The organism is Aromatoleum diolicum, assembly GCF_012910955.1.
GTDB classification, from domain to species: Bacteria; Pseudomonadota; Gammaproteobacteria; order Burkholderiales; family Rhodocyclaceae; genus Aromatoleum; species Aromatoleum diolicum.
The window spans coordinates 1-21,049 of record NZ_WTVQ01000064.1 but is presented as its reverse complement, the minus strand read 5'-3'; the positions used below and the strand labels follow the sequence as shown (position 1 = coordinate 21,049).

Sequence of the window (21,049 nt, the reverse complement as noted above, 5' to 3'; positions counted from 1 at the left end):
GCCCTGCACGCCCCCCGGCCAACCCCCTTGCCGGCCGCAGTCCCGCGCGCCGCGGGCGGTTGCGGCGGTTCACACCTTCGTCGTAGAGATTGGGGACAGTTCCCCGGCCATGGGGAAATAGCCCCACACCGCTCAGGACACCCCGCTGCCACGACGGCTGCGCAGGCGCTCGAAATGTTCGATCACGCGTGGCACGTAACGCCGCGTCTCGGCATACGGCGGGGCGTTGCGGCCATGCCGCGCGACGGCCGCCGGGCCGGCGTTGTAGGCCGCCAGCGCCAGCGCGATGTCGTTGTCGAACATGCCCAGCAGGCGCTTCAGATACTGCGTGCCGGCGCGGATATTCGCCGCCGGATCACGCGCGTCACGCAGGCCCAGCTCGCGCGCCGTGGCCGGCATCAGCTGCATCAGCCCGACCGCCCCTTTCGGCGAAACCGCCCCCGCGTCGTAGTTCGACTCGGCGTGGATTACCGCATGGATCAAGGCTTCCGGCACGTCGTGCTCGGCCGCTGCGGCCGCCACGAGCGGAGCGAAGGGCAGGTCCCCCCAGTCGCTTGCGGCAGCGCCGCCGGGCTGCCCGCGCGTGCTGGGCGCCACCGCGCGCGGTGCTGCGGTCGGGCCCGGCGTCATGCGCTGGTAGCCACTGCCGCGCACCTCGTCGGTCAGCATCACCGTGCCGTCTGCTTCCACCTTCATGTAGATCTCGGCATGCGCCGTGGCGGGCAGCGCCAGGCAGGCGGCAAGGAGCAGCGGGACCAGCGGTGTCATGGAGTCTCCCCGGCGTCAGGCGGGCCACCGTGGGAAAATCCCCGGCGGCGCGCCTGACGTTGCAAGCTTCATGCCTTGGGAATGCGCCGCGGCCTGCGGCGCGATGCGGCGGGCGAGCACATGGGCATGCTTCGTGCTCGAAAATTGACGCCGCCCGCATCATGTTCCTACACTGGGGGGCAATCTTTTCCCACTCTGCGATGAAGGCCCATGGAAGATCGTCAACTGCTCCGACGCGCCAGGTCGCGCGGGTTCACGCTGCTGGAACTGCTGGTGGTGCTCGTCGTGCTCGGGCTGCTGGCCGGACTGGTGGCGCCCAAGTACTTCAGCCAGCTCGGCAAGTCCGAAGTCAAGGCCACGCGCGCCCAGGTCGAAGGCCTGGTCAAGGCGCTGGATCTTTACCGCCTGGACACCGGCCATTACCCCAGTACCGAGCAGGGACTCGCCGCGCTGGTGACGCGACCCGGCTCCGAGCCGAAGTGGGGAGGCCCGTATCTGCAGAAAAGCGTGCCGCTCGATCCGTGGGGACGCGCGTACTCCTACACGGCGCCCGGCGAACATGGCGATTACGATCTGTTCTCGCTCGGTAAGGACGGGCAGCCCGGCGGAGAGGGGGAAAATGCCGACATCGTCAGCTGGCAATAGACACCAAGACAAGCATCACGGCGGACAGCGTCGCGGACACCACCGCTCGGCGGACGCTGCGTTCGCCGCCCGTATCCAATCGACCAGGCTCAGTGACAAGCCATGCGCTTCCACGTCAAGGGCGTAAATAGCGCGGCCGGGGTGGTGTCGCTGACGCTGGAGGCGCCGACGTCCATCGACGCCCAGCATCTGGCCGAACTGCAGGGCCTGCGCGTGCTGTCGCTGCGTTCGGCGCAGCGCTGGCCGACGCTGCGCTGGCGTCGCCGCGAAGCCTTCCCGCTGGTGCTGTTCAGCCAGGAACTGGCGACCCTGCTCAACGCCGGCCTGGCGCTGATCGACGCGCTGGAAAGCCTCGCCGAAAAGGAGAGCGACCCGCATTCGCGCAAGGTGCTGGGCGACCTGGTGCGGCTGCTGTACGAGGGCAAGTCGCTGTCGCAGGCGCTGGCGCGCGCCCCCGCCGTGTTCCCCGAGCTGTACGTGGCGCTGGTGCAGTCGAGCGAAAAAACCGGCGACGTGGGCAATGCGCTGGGCCGGTACGTGGCGTATCGCGGGCGCGTCGATGAAGTGCGGCAGAAGATCGTCAGCGCCTCGGTGTACCCGGCGCTGCTGTTTCTCGTCGGCTGCGGCGTGATGCTGTTCCTGATCGGCTATGTGGTGCCGCGTTTCAGCCTGGTGTTCGAGGATCTCGGCTCCAACCTGCCGTGGCTGTCGCGCGTGCTGCTCGCCAGCGGACAATTCCTGCACGCGCACCAGGCGGCAGTGGCCGCCGGGGCGCTGGCGACGCTCGCCGCCGCGGTGCTGCTGCTGCGCCAGCGCAGTGTGCGCCAAGCGCTGGGGCGCCTGATCGAGACCATCCCGGCGGCGCGCGACCGCCTGTTCATCTATGAACTGGCGCGCTTCTACCGTTCGCTGGGCATCCTGCTGCAAGGCGGCATCCCGATCCTGACAGCGATGGGCATGGTGCGGGGCCTGCTCGGGCTCGCCACGCGCAGCCGCCTCGACAGTGCCGCCGAGCGCATCCGCGAAGGCCACGCGCTGTCGTGGGCGCTGGAAGAAAACCATCTCGCCACGCCGGTGTCGCTGCGCATGCTGCGCGCGGGCGAACAGTCGGGCAATCTGGGCGCGATGATGGAGCGCACCGCCGATTTCTACGACGAGGAGATGGGCCGCTGGATCGAATGGTTCGTGCGCCTCTTCGAACCGCTGCTGATGACGTTCATCGGCCTGGTGATCGGCGTCATCGTGATCCTGATGTACATCCCGATCTTCGAACTCGCCAGCAGCATCCAGTAATCGCCGCAGCGACAAGCGCGTAGCGCGCCGGGCCGCGAAGCCCAGCGCGCTGCGGCCGCGTTGCTTCAGTGCTCGGGCCGCTCCAGCCCCAGCTTTTCGATGCGGTAGCGCAGCATGTCGCGGGTCAGGCCGAGCAGGCGCGCGGACTTGGTGACGTTCCAGTCGGTCTTGTCGAGCATCTTGATCACCAGGTCGCGTTCGACCTCGGGCACGCTGACCCCATTGGACGGCACCGACATGCAGTAGGAGTCGAGGGTGTGGAAGTCGCGGTCGCACGGGCCGGACAGCCCCGGACAAATGGCTAGCTGATTGGGGGTGATGACCTTGCCGGCGGCGAGCAGCACGGTCTGTTCGAGCATGTTGCGCAGTTCGCGCACGTTGCCGGGCCAGCCGTAGCCCTTGAGCACTTTCAGCGCGTCGGCGTTGAACTCCAGCCCGGCTTTGCCGTAGCGGCGCGCGTGCAGGGTGAGGAAGTGGCGCGCCAGCAGCGCGATGTCGTCGCCTCGCGCGCGCAGCGGCGGCACGTTGACGGTGATGATGTGCAGACGGTAGTAGAGATCGCTGCGGAACTTGCCTTCGCGCACCATCTTTTCAAGGTCGCGATTGGTGGCGCTGACGATGCGCAGGTTGACCTTGATCTCCTTCACCGAGCCGAGACGCCGGATGCTGCGCTCTTCCAGCAGCTTGAGCAGCTTGGCCTGCAGCGCGAGGTCGATTTCGCCGATTTCGTCGAGGAACAGGGTGCCGCCCTCGGCCGCTTCGACGAGGCCTGCGCGCCGCTCGCGGGCGTCGGTGAAGGCGCCTTTTTCGTGGCCGAAGAGTTCGGCTTCGAGCAGATGCGAGGGAATCGAGGCGCAGTTGACCTCGACAAAGGGCCCGTCGCCGCGCACGCCGTCGACATGCAGCGCGCGCGCGACGAGCTCCTTGCCGGTGCCGGTTTCGCCGCCGATCAGCACCACCGGCAGGTCATTCGCCGCCATGTGCGCTTCGGCGTCGAGCAGTTGCCGGATCATGGTCTTCATCGCCTGTATCGGCGGGGAATTGCCCAGCAAGGCTGCCAGCCCGGCATCCCTGGCTTCGCGGTTCTGGTAGAAGGACAGCGTCTTCTCCATGCGCCGGGCATCGAGCGCGCGCTCGATCAGCAGCTTGAGTTCCGCCAGCACCAGCGGCTTGGAGAGGTAGTCGTAGGCGCCGGCCTTCATCGCGTCGACCGCCGTCTGCACATTGCCGTCGCCGGTCATCAGGATGACCTTGGCGTCGGGGTCGGCGTCGCGCACGCGGCCGATCAGCTCGATGCCGGTGATGCCGGGCAGGTTCAGATCGGTCAGCACGATGTCCGGGTGCATTTTCCCGAGCATCTGCAGCGCGTCCTCGGACGATGAGGCGAGCTGCGCGCCCCAGCCGTGACGCTGCAGGCTGGTACAGATGTTGTTGCCCAGGATCTCGTCGTCCTCGACGACCAGAATCGTGTATTGGGGCATTTCCTTACTCTCCCACTATGCGAGCTTGAAGATCAGGCGCACGGTGGTCCCGACCTTTTCGCGACTATCGAGCGTCACCGCGCCGCCAAAACGTTCCATTATGCGCTTCATCATTGCCAACCCGACGCCCAGGCCACTGCGCTTGGTGGTCTGGAAGGGCTTGAAAGCCAGCGCCAGCTGTTTCTCCGACATGCCGATACCGGTATCGCCGACATGCAGCACGACCCGGCCATGCTCCGGCGGGGCAATCGATACGCTCAAGCGGCCGCCCTGCGGCATGGCCTCGATGGCGTTGGACAGCACGCTGTTGAGCACCTGCGCGAGCAAGGCGCCGTGCGCACACACCAGCACCGGCGGCTGCGCTGCCAGCGACCAGTCGAGCTCGATTCCCGCACGCCGGATCTGCACGTCGAATGCGGCCAGTGCTTCGTCGACGGCCGCGGCCAGTTGCACGTTTTCGCGGTCGTCGCTGATCGGGCGCGAGTACAGCAGCAACTCGCGCACCCATTTCGACAGGCGGTCGACTTGCGTGACGATGTCCTTAAGATTTTTGGCCACCGGCAAGTCCTCGATTTCCAGCGCGAGTTCGGCGCTGGAACGGATCGATGCCAGCGGATTGCGCAGGCCGTGCGCCACCGCGGAGGACATTTCGCCGATCGCAACGAGGGTCTCGTTCTCGACGATCTGCCGCTGCTGCGCTTCCATCAGGCGCGCGGCGCGGATGATGATCCAGCGCAGCGCCAGGTACACCACGGCGGCGGAAGCCAGCGCCGCCGCCCAGATGAGCAGATAGCCGCGCTTGATCGAGTGGATCAGGTCGCTCGGTTCCTTGTAGATCTCGACGACGGACGCGACGTTGCCGGCACGATCGAGCAGCGGCACGTAATTCTCGATGTAGATGTCCTGGGGATAGCGCACGAACTGCTGCTCCAGCTTCTTGCCCCCGGTGCCTTTCAGGTGGCCGCCCGCGACCATGTACTTCGAGATCAGCACCTCGCCGAATTCATGATCGGGCGGCACGACCTTGCCTACCAGCAGCGGGTTGGTCGACCACACGATCATGCCGTCGGGCGCAAAAACGGTGGCCAGCAAGGCTTCGGGCATGGTGCGCAGGTGATCGAAGAATTCCTGGCGCACGCGCGCGAGGGTTTCCTCCGGCACGTTCAGCGTCGCCGCTTCGACGCGTTTGTCGAGAAATTGCCCCAGCGTGACATTGGCGTGACCGAAGTGGCCGTGGCGCACCTCGATTTCGGCAATCGCCTGGATGAACTGCATGGTCAGCACGGCGTCGCGCTTGATGGTCTCGGATACGAAAAAATTGGACAGCACGGCGCCGAAGACGATCGCCACCGCCCCGGTCACAAACAGGCTCACGACGGAGAACCATTTGCGCAGATTGAAAGGTTTCGGACTGCTGTTCATTTCAGTCACCGCGTACCAAGGCCCGACCCGAATCACCAGCTCGACGAATGCGCCATACCGGTCGTCCACACAGCCTGCAACAAAATCCTGTGCGGTGCCGTGACATGCGTCATGTCAGTGAATGTTTCACACCAATGTGCATCACAACGACATTTAATGCACTGGGGAATTTCCCCAATTTGGGTGGGGCGATTTCCCCAGTTGCCTTGCCTGCTGCCGTCGAATCGGTGCCGAAGCCAGAAAGCATCGGACCGGCGCTACGCCTTTTTTCGTATGGCATACCTTTTGCGATTTGTCCGGTGCGCGCAGTGTCAAGTAAATCTTTGTCACACCATACATCGCCGGAGAGTCGCCATGATGAACAAGAAAACGAATTGGCAGATGCCGATCTGCTCCCTCAAACCGCTCGCCCGCGCGCTCGCCCTGATGTGCGCGCTGGGCGCCCCGCTTGCCGCATCGGCGCAGGTGGCGCCGATACCCTTCGAGACGGAGGGCGTCGTCACCAACGTCTATCTGCAGCCGGACGGCAGCGGCGTGGACCTGACGGTGTTCGGGCGCGTCATGCGGGTAGCGCCGGGCGCCACGATCCATACGCCGACGGCGACCCTGAGCCTCGAACAACTGGCCGATCCGACGCAGTTTCCGGGCTTGAATCGCAACGGTTTCGTCGGCTCGACGGTGATCCTGACCGGCGAAGTCGATGTGGCGGCCGACGGCACTGCGACGCCCGTCATTGGCGATGTGGCGATCGAGCCGGCGGAGACGGTGCTGATCGGCGTGCTGACCTGGAACGACGCGGGTTCGATGGCACTGCTCGGCGTGCCGATGGCGGAGAGCACCGACCCGCGCCTGCCGTCGCAGGGCTATCACAACGAGTTCGGCTTCGCGGTGTACCCAGCGACGATTCCTGCTGGCGTGTTCGCCGCGCTCGAGGGCTATTACGGCGACGACGGCGTGTTCCATCACTTCATGGTCGAGGCCGCCGGCGGCGAACTGGTCGAGCCGGGCGCGGCCAAGACCAGCGTCACGCATGCGCGCTGCATAGCGGGCGGACGGCTGGAAGTGCAGGGCGCATCGTATCTGCCGTCGGCGGCACTGATCGAGTTCCGCAACCCGAAGACCAATTACCTGTTCGGCTCGATGAGCACCACCGTCGACCTCGAGGCGCCGGAATTCGGCACCTATCGCTATCGTGTCGACGTCAATGAAGGCGAGGCCGATTCGGATGGCGCGTGCCCGTCGCACGTGTTGGCGGTGAACCTGAGCAACGGCACCCAGGCCAGCGGGCCGGTCGATGGCGTCGTCGCCCCGCCGCTACCGGCCGAGACGGCACCGGTGAACGTCGCCCCGGTCAGCGTGGCCGATGCGGCGAGTGTCTTCGTCGGCCTGGCCACCGAAGTGCACCTGACCGTCAACGACACCGACGCGAACGGCAACATGGACGGCACCACGGTGCAGCTCGACGGTGTGCCGCCGGGGCTCGCGGTGCAGAACACGCTCAACGGCGACGTGCTCGTCACCGCCAGTGCGGCCGGCACCTACAGCTTCAGCTACACCGTCGCGGATACCGGCGGCCTCGTGTCCAATCCGTCGGTGGTGACGATCTCCGCCCAGCCGGTGGCGATGGATACCGTCGATCTGGTGCGCGCCAACTTCCGCCTCGACAAGAGCCGCTGGGAAATCCGCGGCACCACCAACCAGGCCGGCGCGCAGATCACGGCGGTGCTGCTGCGTACCAACGAGACGATCGCCACCGTCACGTCGGACGTCACCGGCGCGTGGCAGATCGACGTGCGCAGCTCGCCGATCAGCGGGGTCGCGGGCGACGTCGTGCGGGTGACCTCGACCGGCGGTGGCACCGACCAGGAAGTGGTCAACATCGTGCAGTAAGCCCGACGACGACGAGGTGACGGCTCAGGTGGCAGCTGAGGTGGCGGTTCGGGCGGCGTGCAGGCCGCTCGCCCGCTGCACCCGGCGCAGCGTCGCCTCTTCGAGCACCCGCTCGGACCCGGCGGTCACCAGCGTCAGCCAGTGGCGCGCGCGGGTGACGCCGGTGTACACGAGTTCGCGCGTCAGGATCGGACTGAGCGCATCCGGCAGCACCAGCGCAGCGTGGGCGAATTCGGAGCCCTGGGACTTGTGCACCGTCATCGCGAAGACGGTTTCAACCGCCTGCAGGCGGCTCGGCAGCACCCACTTGATGCCGTGCGTGCCGTCGCCGGCCGGGAAGGCGACGCGCAGGCCCCACTGCACCGGGGCGCCGGGCGTGCTGTCTGCGCGCGGCAGCGCCAGCGTGATGCCGATGTCGCCGTTCATCAGGCCGAGACCGTAGTCGTTGCGCGTGACCAGCACCGGCCGGCCGAGGTACCAGCCCTGCGTGGCGGAAATCAGCCCGGCCTCGCCGAGCAGGCGCGCGATGCGCAGGTTGAGGCCATCGACGCCGAACGGGCCGCGGCGCAGCGCGCACAGCACCTGGAACTGGCCGTGCGCGGCGAGCACGTCGCGCGCCCAGCGGTCGAAGGCCTCCGGCGCGGCATCCGCCGGCGGCTGGCCGTCGCGCACGGCCTGCAGGTAATGGCGATAGCCGGCCGGCGGCGGGAGCACGTCGTCGCCGCTGCGGCGGCCCTGCCCCTGGGCGGGGAAATTCGCGCCTCCACCGTCGATCACCAGCGCGCGCAAGCCGCTGTCGTCGGCGCCCGCGAGCTTCACGCGCGCAAGATCGGCATAGCCCTGCGGCCAGAGCGCGTGCAGCGCCACGATGTCGCCGGCGTTCACTGCGTCGGCGAGCCGGCCGATGCCGCTGGCGGCGGTGAAGCGGTGGCTGACGCGCAGCATCGCGATGGCCTGGTCGAGCGCTTCGCCGGCCGCATCGACGAGAGCGGCGTCGATGTGCGCACCAGTTACCGCAGCAAGCCAGTCGCGCGTGGCCGGGGTGTAATAAGCGTCGTGCGCGCGCAGGCACAGTTCGCCCAACACCGCGCCGGCCTCGACCGAGGCGAGCTGGTCCTTGTCGCCGAGCAGCACCAGGCGTGCGGTGGGCGGCAGTGCGGCAAGCAGCGCGGCCATCATTTCGAGGTCGACCATCGAGGCTTCGTCGACCACCAGCACGTCGAGCGGCAGCGGGTTGCGTGCGTCGTGGCGGAAGTGCCGCGTGTCCGGGCGGCTGCCGAGCAGGCGGTGCAGCGTGGACACTTCGGTCGGAATCGCGTCGCGCACGCGCTCGCCGTCGGGCAGCGCGTCGAGCGGCAGGCGAGCGACCGCACCGGCGATGGATTCGTTGAGGCGCGCGGCCGCCTTGCCGGTGGGCGCGGCGAGGCGGATGCGCAGCGGGCGCGAATCGGCGCCACGGTGCAGCGCGAGGCTTTGCAGCAGCGCCAGCAGCTTGACGACGGTGGTGGTCTTGCCGGTGCCGGGGCCGCCGGTGACGATGCTGAAGGCGCTGCGCGCAGCGAGCGCGCAGGCGAGCTTTTGCCAGTCGACGCCGGCCGCGGCCCCCGCGGCGGCCGGAAACAGCGCCGTCAGCGCGTGGCGCAAGGGCGCCGGCGCGAGCGCGGCCTGCAGTGCGTCGCGCGCGCCAAGCCGCGTTTCGATGCCGGCGCGCACGTCGCATTCATATTGCCAGTAGCGGCGCAGGTACAGGCGCGTGCCGACGCACACCAGTGGCGTGTTGCCCGCCCCGCGGCCGACCAGCAGCGGGTGGGCGAGTGCCGCCTGCCAGTCGGCGAGCGTGACGCCGGCGAGCAGTTCGTCGGGCAGCGCCGGCAGCGCGACGCCGTCGTCGCCCTCGGGCGGCAGCGACAGCGCGAAACGCGCATCGGCGAGCGTCGCGGCGAGGTCGAGGCACACGTGGCCACGCCCGAGCTGGTGACTGGCGAGCGCCGCGGCGAGCAGCAGCAGGGGGTGCGCATCGGGCGCCTCGCCGCGCAGGAATTCGGCGAAGGCGCGGTCGAGCGGACGCAGCCAGCCGCGCTCGGCCCAGCGCGTCAGCAGTGCGGCGACATCGGCGAGGGCGGGCGTCGCGGCGCTGCGGATTTTCCCGGCGCGGGCGGGGAGGCCGGCATCCGCGTCGGCCGCCGAAAACAGGTCCAGCGTCGCGTTGGCGTCGGCCGCGGAGGCCTTGCTCGTCCAGCGCTTCATGGCCGGACCTCCGCGCCGGCGGCGCCGAACTCGGCGTCCAGCGCCTCGATCAGCACGCGCGGCGGGCGCTCGCAGTGCAAGCCGCGCGTTTCCGCGTGGCTGCCGCGCAGAAACAGGTACACCGCGCCGCCGACGTGGCGGTCGTAGTCGTAATCGGGCAGGCGCGATCTGAGCAGGCGATGCAGCGCGAAGAGATACAGCACGTATTGCAGGTCGTAGCGCTTCGCCAGCACCGCTTCGCGCATCGCGTCGGACGTGTACGCCGCGTCGTCCGGCCCGAGCCAGTTGGATTTGTAGTCGGCCACGTAGTAGCGCCCCTGATGTTCGAAAACGAGGTCGATGAAGCCCTTGAGCATGCCGTTGAGCTGGCCGGGGAGCAGCGCCGGGCGCGGTGCGCCGCCCAGTGTGTGGGCGCGCACCAGCGCGTCGAGGCGGACGGTGTCGGCGCGATGGGTCTCGAACCAGAATTCCATCTCGACCTGGTAGGCCGACAGTGCGGCAAGACACGGCGCGGGCGGCGAATCGGCGTCCGGCAGCGGCAGGGGCATGGCGATGAAGTGCTGCAGCCAGCGCGACAGCGGTTCGCTCCAGTGGCTCCAGCCGCGCACGGCACAGCGGCGGGCGACGGTGTCGCGGGCGCGCGCGGGCTGTGCGGCGATCCGGCCGAAACCCTCGCGCGCGGCCCATTCGAGCAGTTCGTGGAGAAAGGTGCCGACGCCCGCGCCGCGTGCGAAGTGGTGCAGGCGCGCGTCGTCGTCGGTGGGCGCCAGTGCGCCGGCGACCGGGGCTTCGTCGAGGGTTTCGGCGAAGGTGGCTTCGGCGGCAGTATCGGCCGCGGGGGCGGTGGCGATGTGCGTGGCCATGTGCGGGGCGAGGGGGTCCGTCACCCGCCGGGGTGCCTGGCTGGCGGATGGCGGCGGCGCGGCGCCGGTCGGCAGCGCGCCAGCCACGCCTTGTACGTCGGCGGTCGCGTCGCGGCCCTCGCCGACGCGCAGCGACGAGTAGCTCGCGATCCACCAGTGCTCGCGCACCGCCCGTCGCGGCTGGCGCGCGGCGCCCGCGTCGGCATGGGCTGCGCCGGCGTGGTAGCGCACATCGCTCGCTTCGGGCGCCGGCGTCACCACGATGCCGGCGCATCCCCCGGACATCGCGCCGAGCACGGCATCGAGGCGGTCCGGGCCGATCGCCGCACCACCGGCGAGCAGATAACCGGGCGCGCTGCGGTGCAAGTCCGCGACCGGTGCGAAGCCCAGCCAGGTGGCGTGGCGCGCACGGGTCAGCGCGACGTAGAACTTGCGCAGGTCTTCACCGAGGCGCTCGCGGTCGGCGCGCGCGAGGGCGGCATCGTCGGCCGCCAGCGCGAGTTGCAGGCGGCCGGAATCGTCGTGCCACTTCAGCGGCAGGTCTTCGCCCTTGGTCGGACGGAAGGCGCACGCGAAGGGCAGGAACACCAGCGGGTATTCGAGGCCCTTGGATTTGTGGATGGTGACGACCTGCACCAGATCGGCGTCGCTTTCGAGGCGTACCTTGCGCGCGTCGTCGCCGTTGCCGGCGTCCGCCCGTTGTTCGGCGAGGTGGCGGATCAGCGCGTGCTCGCCGTCGAGTGCGGCGCTGGCGTGCTGCAACAGTTCCGCGAGATGCAGCAGGTCGGTCAGCGCGCGTTCGCCGTCGCCGTTCGATGCGCCCGGCGCGGGCGCGAGCAGGCGGCGCGGCACGTCGAAGTCGCCGAGCAGCCGGCGCAGCATCGGCAGCACGCCCTGCAGGCGCCAGCACTGGCGATAGTCGCGGAACTGCAGCACGCGCGCTTCCCACGCCAGTTCGTCGTGGCGCAGGCGGTCGAGCGCCGGCCAGTCGAGACCGAGGCTGGGCGTGGCGAGCGCAGCGCGCAGCAGGCCGTCGTCGTCGGGCTCGGCACAGGCGGCGAGCCACAATTGCAATTCGCCGGCCTGCGGGCTGGCGAACACGGATTCCTGGTCCGACAGATAGACGCTGCGCACGCCGCCGGCCGCCAGTGCCTGACGCACCGCGGCGGCTTCGTTGCGGTTATTCACCAGGATCGCGATGTCGGCGGGACGCAGGCGGACCATCTCGCCGCCCCCCGCGTCCGGCGACGCGGCGAATCCGGCGCGGCCCTGCAGGCCGAGATTGAGCAGACGCACGATCTCGCCGGCACAGGCGGCGGCCATGCGGTCGATGTAGGCGCCTTTGGCGAGCGGCTTGCCGGACGGCTCGGGGGCCAGCGTCCAGCAGGTGAGCGCGGCGGCAGGCGCATTGTGGGCGGGCGAATCGTATTGTGTCGAATCGTCGGCGACGAAGGCTTCGCGCCGGCCCTGCGCGTGCACGGCATGGAAGGGTACGGGGTTGTCATCGGGGCCGCGGAACAGGAAGGCGCCGGTACCCGCCTCGCGCGCTTCGGCCTGCGCGAAGCAGCGATTGACCGCCGCGACCATCGCCACGGTCGAGCGGTAGTTGGTGTCGAGGGTATACAGGCGTCCGCCGGTGGCGCGGCGCGCGGCAAGGTAGGTGAAGATGTCGGCGCCGCGAAACGCGTAGATCGCCTGCTTGGGGTCGCCGATCAGCACCAGGCCGGTGTCCGGCGCATTGTCGGCGATGCGGTACACGGCGTCGAAGATGCGGTACTGGACCGGGTCGGTGTCCTGGAATTCGTCGATCAGCGCGACTGGGAACTGCGTACGGATGACTTCGGCGAGGCGCTCGCCGTTGCGCTCGTGCAGGGCGGTGTCGAGGCGCGTGAGCAGATCGTTGAAACCCATCTGCGCGCGACGCGCCTGCTCGTCGGCGAAGCGTTGCGCGACCCAGCGCGCGGCGAAGCACAGCAGCGGCGCGCGCGCGTCCGGCAGATGGGCGAGCGCTGCCTGCAGGCCGGTCATCGCGTCGAGCGCCGGATGCGCCGGGGGGGCGCCATCCTTCCATGCTTCGGCGAGCCCCGCGGGCGTGAGACGCGCCCAGCCTTTCTTGAGATCAAGCGACTCGGCGGCGGGGTCTGCGGCCCAGGTACGCAGGGCGTCCAGCCACGCCGCGTAATAACGCCGCTGGATCTTGCTGCCGACGACCTGCCTCGCTGCGACCGCGCCGTCGAGCAGGGTTTCCAGTTCGTCCGCCCACGTCCCCCACGGCGCCTTGAGCTGCGCGAGCACGCCGGCCTTTTGCGCGCACGCGGCACGGATCGCCTGGGCCGGCGGCACGGCTGCATCGAGCGCCGCGGCGTGCTCGAACAGACCGCGCAGATCCCCCTGCAGCGCCTCCGGCGTCGCCCACCAGCGCATCACTTCGGCGACGTCCGGGGCCGCCAGTGGCGTGTGGAAAGTGCGCCAGTAATCGCGCACGACTTCGGCGAGCAGTTCGCGCTGGTCGGTTTCGAGGCGCTGCGTGAACAGGCTGTCGCTGTCGAAAGCGTGTTCGCTCAGCATGCGCTTGCACCAGCCGTGGATCGTCGACACCGCGGCCTCGTCCATCCATTCCGCCGCGAGCTGCAGCTTGCGCGCGCAGCCGAGCCACTCGCCGGGGGGATATTCGGCGCGTAGCGCGTGAAGGAAATCGGCGCCGGCCGCTTGCGCCGCCACCGTCGCGGGATCGGCGAGAAAGCAGCCGGCCGCCTCGGCGAGGCGCGCACGGATGCGGTCGCGCAGCTCCTTGGTCGCGGCGTCGGTAAAGGTGACGACGAGGATCTCGGGCGGCGTCAGCGGGCGCGCGAAGGCCGCGTGGCCACCGTGGCCGAGCACCAGGCGCACGTACAGCGCGGCGATCGTGAAAGTCTTGCCGGTGCCGGCGCTGGCTTCGATCAGGCGGCTGCCGTGCAGCGGGAAGCGCAGCGGTTCGAGCGCCTGCGGCAGCGTGGCGGGCATCATGTCGCGGTTCATGCCTCGGCTCCGTGTGCCGCAGCGGCGTCCGGTGCATCGGATCTGCCAGAATTGGCCCTGGCGACCGCGACCTGCAGCGGCCGCAGCAAGGTATCGGCGAGCTGCGCGAATTCGCCGTCGCCCCACAGGGCGTCGAAATCCGGCCACGCGCGCAGCAGATAGGCGCTGTCGCCGCGTTCGCCGGCGGAATTGTAGCCATCGCCCTCGTAGGCGGTCCGCGCGGCGTCGCCAGCGGCGCTGGCGAGGGGGGTATCCGTGCGACCGCCCTTTTCCAGCCAGGCCAGCCCGGTTTTCGCCGCCAGCGGCAGCGGCCGGCACAGGCCGGCGTGCCACGCGTCGATCAGCGCGCAGAAATGCTCGCGCGCACTCGCGACATCGAGTGCCGGCAGCACCACGCCGCCGGTCTTGCTGACGATCTCGCTGACCAGCGGCGCGCCGCCGAGGTGCCCTGCCAGATGCGCGACCCAGTGCCGCACCAGTTTTTCGCGGCGGTACTTGCGACTCTTGATCAGGCTGCTGCTCTCCAGCACGACACGGCCGCGCGCACCAGTGGCATCGCGGCGCACGTCGGCGAGGCGATCGACGACCGTCAGCGTGGCGCCGGCGACGCTGTGCGTGAAGTCGATGTCCTCGTCCGCGTCCGGCGCCAGCGGCCAGCGCGCGAGCGCGGCGGCGTAGCGCCCGAACAGGTCCTCCATCGGTTCGGCGAGCTGCGCCTGCATCAGTGCGGCGAAATGCCCGGCGGCGAGATCGCCGCGCCGTTCGATGCGTGCGAGTCCCGCTGCGAGCGCCGCTTCGCGCGACGTGCCGTGGCGCAAAGCCTCGACCTGCGCGGTGATCAGCTCGTCCTGCAGCTGCCAGTTCTGCAGCGCGTCGAGCGCGAAGGGTTCGTGGTCTTCGCTCGCCGGGTCGGGCGTCTCGAAATACACGCCGAGGCGCAGGCGCAGGAAGCTCCGCGCCGGATCCTTGAGGAAATCGGCGAGCTGGCGCAGCGTCAGCGGCTGGTCCCACGCCAGCGGCGGCAGCGCCACGGCCGCCGCGCCCTCTGCCGCCACGGCCGGCTGCAGGCTGTCGCGCCATTCGCGCGCATAGGTGAACAGCGGCGTGTCCGCGCCCGGCGGTGCGAAGTAGTCGCGGCTGAAGGGCTGCAGGCGGTGTTCGACAGTGATCGCGTCGAGCAGCGCGTGCTCCGCGTCGCTACCCTCGCCCGCCAGCCCGGCAAGGCGCCAGCCGGCCGCGAGATGGTCGCGCAGCTGGCCGACCAGCACCGAGGGCGGACGCGGCGTGTTGTCGTGGATGCTGCGCCCGACCCAGCTGATGTGCAGGCGCTCGCGCGCCGACAGCAGGGCTTCGAGGAACAGGTAGCGGTCGTCCTCGCGGCGCGACCGGTCGCCGGGGCGATAGTCGCGCCCCATCAGGTCGAAGTCCATCGGCACGCGCGTGCGCGGGTAGTCGCCGTCGTTCATGCCCAGCAGGCACACGTGGCGGAAGGGGATCGCGCGCATCGGCATCAGCGTCGCGAAGGTCACCGCGCCGGCGAAGAAGCGCTGCGACAGGCCGGGTTCGTCGAGCTGCGCGAGCCAGTGTTCGCCGACCACCGACAGCGGCAGCGCCTCGCTGAGCACGGCCGCGGCGCACGCGTCCTGCCACGACTGCAGCGCCGATTCGAGGCGCAGCAGGGTGTAGGCGCCGGTGCTGTCGGCGGCATCGAAGAAGTCCGCAAGCAGGCGGCGCAGGCGCGCGCACCAGTCGTCGACGGTGGCCACGGTGCGCAGGTTGTGCCAGCTCGCGTCGAGGCGTTCGAGCAGCATCGCAAGCGGCCCGACCAGCCCCGCCTCCAGTCCGCCGATCTCGTCGTAGGGTTCGATGCCCTGCCACGCGACCTCGCCCTCATTTGCCCCCTCGCCGACCGCGCCCACCGCGTAACCCAGCAGCATGCGCCGCAGGCCGAAGGCCCACGAGTTCTGTGCCGGCGCCTGCGGCAAGTCGAGGCTCGCACGCTGTTCGGCGTGCAGACCCCAGCGGATGTTGGCGCCGCGAATCCAGCGGTGCAGCAGCGGCACCTGCGCCTCGTCGATGCCGAAACGCAGGCGCAGCGCCGGCACTTCGAGGAGGTCGAGCACGTCGCTGACCGCGACGCGCGACTGCGGCAGGCCGAGCAGCTTTTCCACCGCGTTGAGCAGCGGATCGTTGTGGCGCAGGCCCTGGTCGGCGACGGTGAAGGGGATGAAACGCGGGTCGGCCGCATCGAGCAGGCCGAACACCGCCTGGATGTGCGGCGCGTAGGCGTCGATGTCCGGCACCATGACGATGACGTCGCGCGGGCGCAGCGTCGCGTCGGCGTTGAAGGCGGCGAGCAGCTGGTCGTGCAGGATCTCGACTTCGCGCTGCGGGCCGTGCGCGACATGGAAGCGGATCGAGGAATCGGCCGCCGCAGCGACCGCCGGCCAGCGCGCGCGCGTCTCCGACAGCGGGCGCAGGTCGCGGATGTCGTCCTGCAGCTGGTGCAGCAGGCAGTCGTCGCCGTGCGAGGCGAAGAGGTCGATGCGCTGGCGCAGCGCGGCGAAACGCGGCGCGTAATGCTCGCGCGCCTCGCTCGCGTCGTGCTCGTCGAGCAGGCCGATGAAGTCGCGCCCCTGCTTGCCCCATGCCGCCAGCAGCGGCTGCGCGTGCAGGTGCAGCGCCTCGTCGTCGAGCACCGCCGGCATGCCGGCACGGCGCGCCTGGCGGGCGCGGCCGGCACGCAGCAGATCCTTGTCGGCGATGATGTCCGCCCAGTAGTGCTCGCACGGGTTATGCACGCACATCAGCACCTGGCTCCAGTGCGCGATCGCCGACAGCACTTCGAGCGTCTGCGCCGGCAGCGACGAGATGCCGAACACCATCACGCGCCGCGGCAGTGTCGGCGGGCGCGGCGCCTCCCGCCTCTGCGCGATCGCCGCGAGAAAGCGCGTATGCACCGCGGCGCGGCCGCTGTCCGCCAGCGCGGCCCCGACGTCGGCGAGCAGCGCACGCCACAGCGCCGGCTGCCAGCGCTGCACCGGCGGCAACGCCTCGCGCGCGCCGCGCGCGGTCAGCAGCACGTCGTCGCCCGCGGCCCACGCGGCGAGCCAGTCGGCGCGGTACATCTGGTACTGGTCGAAGAGGTCGGCGAGGCGCTCGGCGAGCTGGTGACGCTTGCGCAGGTCCGCGTCGTCCGTGAGGAAGCGTGCCAGCGGGGAAAACTCCGCCTGCGCCAGCAATTGCGGCAGCAGGCGCATCAGCCGCCACACCAGGCGCGGCTTGTCGAACGGCGACACTTCGGGCACCGCGTCCGCGCCCAGCACCGCGCGATACGCCTGCCACACGAAGCGCGACGGCAGCAGGGCTTCGAGCGCCGCGGCGATGCCGCAACCGCCGCCACCGGACACCGCATCGGCCGCCAGTGCCATCTTCAGCCACTGCGCGATGCCGTTGCTCTGCACCAGGATCAGCTCGTTCTCCAGCGGCGCCAGCGGATAGCGCTTCATCCACGCCACCAGCACGTCGCGCAAGGCCTCCGGATGGTTGCCGTGGATCACCATCAGCCCGCTGGCCAGTTCTTCGTCGCTCAAAACCGTCTCCAAATCACGCCCATCCCTCGCCTGCCCGTCACCCGCAGCGCGCACTTTAACGCGCCGTTGCGACAAGTCCCGTCGCAGGTGAATTTCCGTAGCGCCGGCAGGCTCCAACACAGTAGCATGCAGCCGCGCGCCGACCTGGCGCACCGCCCATCCAGTATTGGCCACCCACGGAGTCGCGCATGGTCCGCGAAATCGAACTGAGTCTGGTGAAATTCGCCGAGGACGTGAACGACGTCTGGGCCGACGTGCTCCGCGTGAATTATCCCCGCCTGCGCCTCACCCGTCGCCCCAGCTCGCCGTGGCGCGTGCATGAAGTCGTCGACACGCGCGCCCGCATCCTCGACTCCGGCGAACTCGAACTGTTCGCCGAAACCGGCTCCGGCGAACCCGTCACCTTGCGCATCCCGGCGCGCGAATGGGGCTGGCGCTCGCGCTGAGGGACAACCCGGCGCCCCAACGTGCACACCGTCGACGGCACCGACGATTTGAAACATTGCCTCGCCAGACTGTCTGTCACATGAGTGACGACAGGCAGGCAAGACGATGTTCCTGAATTCCAGGCTCCCCGTACTCCCCCGTCCGGCGTGGTGGGGCGGCGCAATGCTGGCGATGGCGCTGGGCCTGGCGCTGCAGGGCGACGCCGGGCGCGTGGTCGACCGCCTGTTCGCGTCGGCGATCGAGACGCTGCGGCAGACCCGCGGCGATCGTCCGCCCACCACATTGCCCGACTTCCACGTGCGCGTGGAAGCCAAAGCGGTCGACGGTGTCGCCCGCAATCTCTCCGGGCTCGCGTGGGACGCACAGCGCGGCCAGCTCTGGTCGGTCATCAACGAGCCGCCGCAACTGCTCGCGCTGAGCACCGACGGGGAGGTGCTGGCACGCTATCCACTCGACGGCTTCCATGACGTCGAAGGCGTCGCCTGGCTCGGCGACGATCTGCTGCTGCTCGTCGAAGAACGCAAGCAGGCGCTGGTCGTGGTGCGGGTGCCGGACCACCCCGGACAGGTTCTGCCGCGTCGCCAGCAGCGGGCGCTCACGCTGGCGCTGGGAGACGGCGGCAACCAGGGTTTCGAAGGCGTCGCTTACGACCGCGACGGCGACCGGCTGTTCGTCGTCAAGGAACACTCGCCGCGCAAGCTCTACGAAATCCGCGGCCTGCGCGCCAGCCTCGAGGGCCGGCTCGACGTCGAGGTCATCGACCGTGAAGCATGGATCGCCAACAAGTTCGTCGCCCGCGATTTCTCCTCGGTCGAATACGACACCCGCAGCGGCCACGTGATCCTGCTCAGCGACACCTCGCGGCTGGTCCTCGAACTCGACGCGGCCGGCGAGTTCGTCGGCTTCCAGCCGCTCGCCGGCGGCTTTGCCGGCTTGCGCGAACACGTCCCGCAGGCCGAGGGCATGACGTTCGACGAGCGCGGCAACCTCTACGTGGTCAGCGAACCGAACCTGTTCTACGCCTTCCGGCCCGACTGAAGGGCCCAGCGCGGCGCGGCGGCCGGGAACGAAGCCCGCTCGATCGCCTCCAACGGCGCATGGACACCCTCACCCACGCCCTTTCCGGCGCCATCGTCGGGCGCCTGCTCGCCGCGCGGCAGCACGGCGCCACCCCCACCGCGACCGCAACCCCCTCCGCCCCGGCGACGAGCGTACCCGTCTGGCAGATGGTCGCCGCCGGCGCGGCGGCCGCGGCCTTTCCCGACCTCGATTTCGTGCTCGGCTATGTGTCCGATCTCGCCTACCTGCGCGGCCATCGCGGCGTCACCCATTCGCTGGTGATGCTGCCGCTGTGGGGGGCGCTGCTGGCGTGGCTGTTCGCGCGCCTGTCGCGCCGCAACGGTGCAACGGCGACGCCGTGGCGGGCGTTTTTCGGCATCGCCTGCGCGGGCCTGCTGATCCACATTTTCGGCGACCTGATCACGCAGTTCGGCACCATGATCTTCGCCCCCATCTCCGACCGGCGCTTCGGCTGGGGCACGACCTTCATCATCGATCTCGCGATCACCGGCCTGCTCGTCGCCGGCCTCGTCGCGAGCACGCTGTGGCGCCACAGCAAGCTTCCCGCCAGCATCGCGCTGGCGCTGGTGATCGGCTGGATTGGCGTCGGCGCCGTCGGCCGCGGCGAAGCGATCGCCGCCGCGCGCGCTTGGGCGGCCGCGAACGGCATCCCGGCGGTCGAGCTTGACGCGGCACCGCGACCCGCCTCGCCCTTCAACTGGACCGCGATCGTCTTCGACGGCGAGCAGTACCATTACGCGCACCTCAACACGCGCCGCAGCGAAGTCCTCAACGCGAGTCCGGACGACAACTTCCTGCGGCGCTTCTCGGCCCCCTACCGGCCGGTCGCGATGGCGCAGTGGCAGACGCGTGCGCGCTTCGGCAACGGCGACACGCAGGCGCTTGCGCGGCAGGTCTGGGGCGCCGAGGATTTCGCGTTCTACCGCTGGTTTGCGATGTTCCCGGTTCTCGATCACACCGAAAACGGCGCGTCGGGCAGCCTGTGCGCCGGCTTCCGCGACCTGCGCTTCGAAATCCCCGGTCGCGCCGAGGCGCCCTTCCGCTACGGCCTGTGCAGCACGCCGGGCGCCAACGCGTGGCGGCTGTACGAGCTGGTCACCGGCGGGCGGCGCTGGATCGTCACCCAGTAACGCACGACAAGGCGCTGTCCGGATCGGCAACCCCGCGACCGCCTCGTGGATCGGCGGATCGCATCGCGTGCGATGCAGTCGTTCCGGTTGTCGCCCTTGAGCGTCCGGCCCCCCGAATCTCCGACTCGCCCCGCTACTCGATCAGGCCCTCCGCCTTCATCGCTTCCTGCACTTTCGGCCGCTGCGCGACACGGGCCATGAAGGCCCGGATGTTGGGCCACTTGCTGAGGTCGATCTTGAGCATGCCGGTCCAGTTGAGCACCGTGAACAGATAGGCGTCGGCGACGGTGAAGGCCTCGCCGGCAAGGTAGGGCCGGCCTTCGAGCATCTGTTCCAATGCGGTGAGGCGTCGCGCGATCGTGCCGATCTGCACTTCCTTCATCTCGGGCGTCATCGCCGGGTTGAACAGCGCGCCGAGCTGCTTGTGCACTTCGGTGGCGACGAAATTCAGTGCTTCCATCTGGTGGTAGCGCTCCAGCGTGCCGAACTTGGCGACCAGGCCGGACTCCGGCTTCTGGTCGGCGAGGAACTGCACGATCACCGCGACTTCGGTGAGCACCTGGCCGTCATCGAGCTGCAAGGCCGGCACGTAACCCTTCGGGTTGATCTTCCAGTAGTCGTCGCCGTCGGCGGTCTTCTTGTTGGGGATGTCGACCTTGACCAGATCGAGTGCATAACCGGCTTCGCAGGCAACGATGTGCGGCGCCAGCGAACACGCGCCCGGTGCATGGAAAAGTTTCATTCATGTCTCCCTCAAAGTGAACGGTCAATGGGGCCGCATGCGGCGCACGCAGGCATCACCCGCAATGCGGCCCCACTGAAAGCTTACACGTCGAGAATCAGTCGCGCCGGATCTTCCAGCGCGTCCTTCATCGCCACCAGGCCGAGCACCGCTTCGCGCCCGTCGATGATGCGGTGGTCGTAGGACATCGCCAGGTAGTTGATCGGGCGGATGACGATCTGGCCGTTCTCGACCACCGGACGGTCCTTGGTGGCGTGGATGCCGAGGATCGCCGACTGCGGCGGGTTGATGATCGGCGTCGACAGCATCGAACCGAACACGCCGCCGTTGGAGATCGAGAAGGTGCCGCCGGTGAGCTCGTCGAGCGTGAGCTTGCCGTCCTTGGCCTTCTGGCCGAACTCGGCGATCTTCTTCTCGATGTCGGCGATCG

14 protein-coding genes are annotated in these 21,049 nt (G+C 69.3%); 6 read left to right on the top strand and 8 right to left on the bottom strand.

Going from position 1 to position 21,049, the window contains the following annotated elements; translation table 11 throughout:
* Positions 1–132 precede the first annotated feature (132 nt).
* Entirely contained in the window at positions 133–768 is a 636-nt protein-coding gene (locus tag GPA25_RS22150) for a lytic transglycosylase domain-containing protein (RefSeq protein ID WP_169262578.1), read from the bottom strand.
* 210 nt (positions 769–978) lie between these two features.
* On the opposite strand from GPA25_RS22150, the gene gspG reads away from it, so the two are divergent.
* Positions 979–1,413: a type II secretion system major pseudopilin GspG gene (gene gspG / locus GPA25_RS22145; RefSeq protein ID WP_169262577.1), complete on the top strand. Its 435-nt coding sequence runs from the start codon at positions 979–981 to the stop codon at positions 1,411–1,413.
* Between the two features lie 102 nt (positions 1,414–1,515).
* The gene (locus GPA25_RS22140) at positions 1,516–2,706 is read left to right on the top strand and encodes a type II secretion system F family protein (protein ID WP_169262576.1); all 1,191 of its coding nucleotides are present in this window, start codon (positions 1,516–1,518) and stop codon (positions 2,704–2,706) included.
* 65 nt (positions 2,707–2,771) lie between these two features.
* Here GPA25_RS22140 and GPA25_RS22135 read toward each other — a convergent pair whose 3' ends face one another.
* Entirely contained in the window at positions 2,772–4,187 is a 1,416-nt protein-coding gene (locus GPA25_RS22135; protein ID WP_169262575.1) for a sigma-54-dependent transcriptional regulator, read from the bottom strand.
* A gap of 15 nt (positions 4,188–4,202) precedes the next feature.
* Positions 4,203–5,609: a sensor histidine kinase gene (locus tag GPA25_RS22130; RefSeq protein WP_169262574.1), complete on the bottom strand. Its 1,407-nt coding sequence runs from the start codon at positions 5,607–5,609 to the stop codon at positions 4,203–4,205.
* Positions 5,610–5,963: 354 nt separating this feature from the next.
* Here GPA25_RS22130 and GPA25_RS22125 point away from each other — a divergent pair, with 354 nt between their 5' ends.
* Entirely contained in the window at positions 5,964–7,499 is a 1,536-nt protein-coding gene (locus GPA25_RS22125; RefSeq protein WP_169262573.1) for an Ig-like domain-containing protein, read from the top strand.
* A gap of 24 nt (positions 7,500–7,523) precedes the next feature.
* Here GPA25_RS22125 and recD read toward each other — a convergent pair whose 3' ends face one another.
* From recD to recC, 3 genes are read right to left on the bottom strand one after another with little or no spacing between them, the layout of a single operon-like run.
* Positions 7,524–9,746 (bottom strand): exodeoxyribonuclease V subunit alpha, encoded by a 2,223-nt coding sequence (recD, locus tag GPA25_RS22120; RefSeq protein WP_169262572.1) that lies wholly within the window; start codon positions 9,744–9,746, stop codon positions 7,524–7,526.
* On the bottom strand, positions 9,743–13,627 hold the full coding sequence (gene recB, locus GPA25_RS22115; protein ID WP_169262571.1) for an exodeoxyribonuclease V subunit beta: 3,885 nt from the start codon (positions 13,625–13,627) through the stop codon (positions 9,743–9,745). Before recB ends, recD begins: the two co-directional genes overlap by 4 nt.
* Entirely contained in the window at positions 13,624–17,220 is a 3,597-nt protein-coding gene (gene recC / locus GPA25_RS22110; RefSeq protein ID WP_246266050.1) for an exodeoxyribonuclease V subunit gamma, read from the bottom strand. Before recC ends, recB begins: the two co-directional genes overlap by 4 nt.
* A gap of 188 nt (positions 17,221–17,408) precedes the next feature.
* On the opposite strand from recC, the gene GPA25_RS22105 reads away from it, so the two are divergent.
* The 3 genes from GPA25_RS22105 (at position 17,409) to GPA25_RS22095 (ending at position 19,877) form a co-directional block, all read left to right on the top strand.
* Positions 17,409–17,666, top strand: coding sequence for a hypothetical protein (locus GPA25_RS22105; protein WP_169262570.1), 258 nt, complete (start codon positions 17,409–17,411; stop codon positions 17,664–17,666).
* A gap of 106 nt (positions 17,667–17,772) precedes the next feature.
* Positions 17,773–18,705 (top strand): SdiA-regulated domain-containing protein, encoded by a 933-nt coding sequence (locus tag GPA25_RS22100; RefSeq protein ID WP_169262569.1) that lies wholly within the window; start codon positions 17,773–17,775, stop codon positions 18,703–18,705.
* A gap of 59 nt (positions 18,706–18,764) precedes the next feature.
* Positions 18,765–19,877, top strand: coding sequence for a metal-dependent hydrolase (locus tag GPA25_RS22095; protein ID WP_169262568.1), 1,113 nt, complete (start codon positions 18,765–18,767; stop codon positions 19,875–19,877).
* 133 nt (positions 19,878–20,010) lie between these two features.
* Here the strand turns inward: GPA25_RS22095 and gstA are convergent, their stop codons facing one another.
* Together gstA and GPA25_RS22085 are read right to left on the bottom strand one after the other, a co-directional pair.
* Positions 20,011–20,619 (bottom strand): glutathione transferase GstA, encoded by a 609-nt coding sequence (gene gstA, locus GPA25_RS22090; RefSeq protein ID WP_169262567.1) that lies wholly within the window; start codon positions 20,617–20,619, stop codon positions 20,011–20,013.
* 83 nt (positions 20,620–20,702) lie between these two features.
* On the bottom strand, positions 20,703–21,049 hold a 347-nt coding region (locus GPA25_RS22085), incomplete at its 5' end, for a 2-oxo acid dehydrogenase subunit E2 (RefSeq protein WP_211163200.1).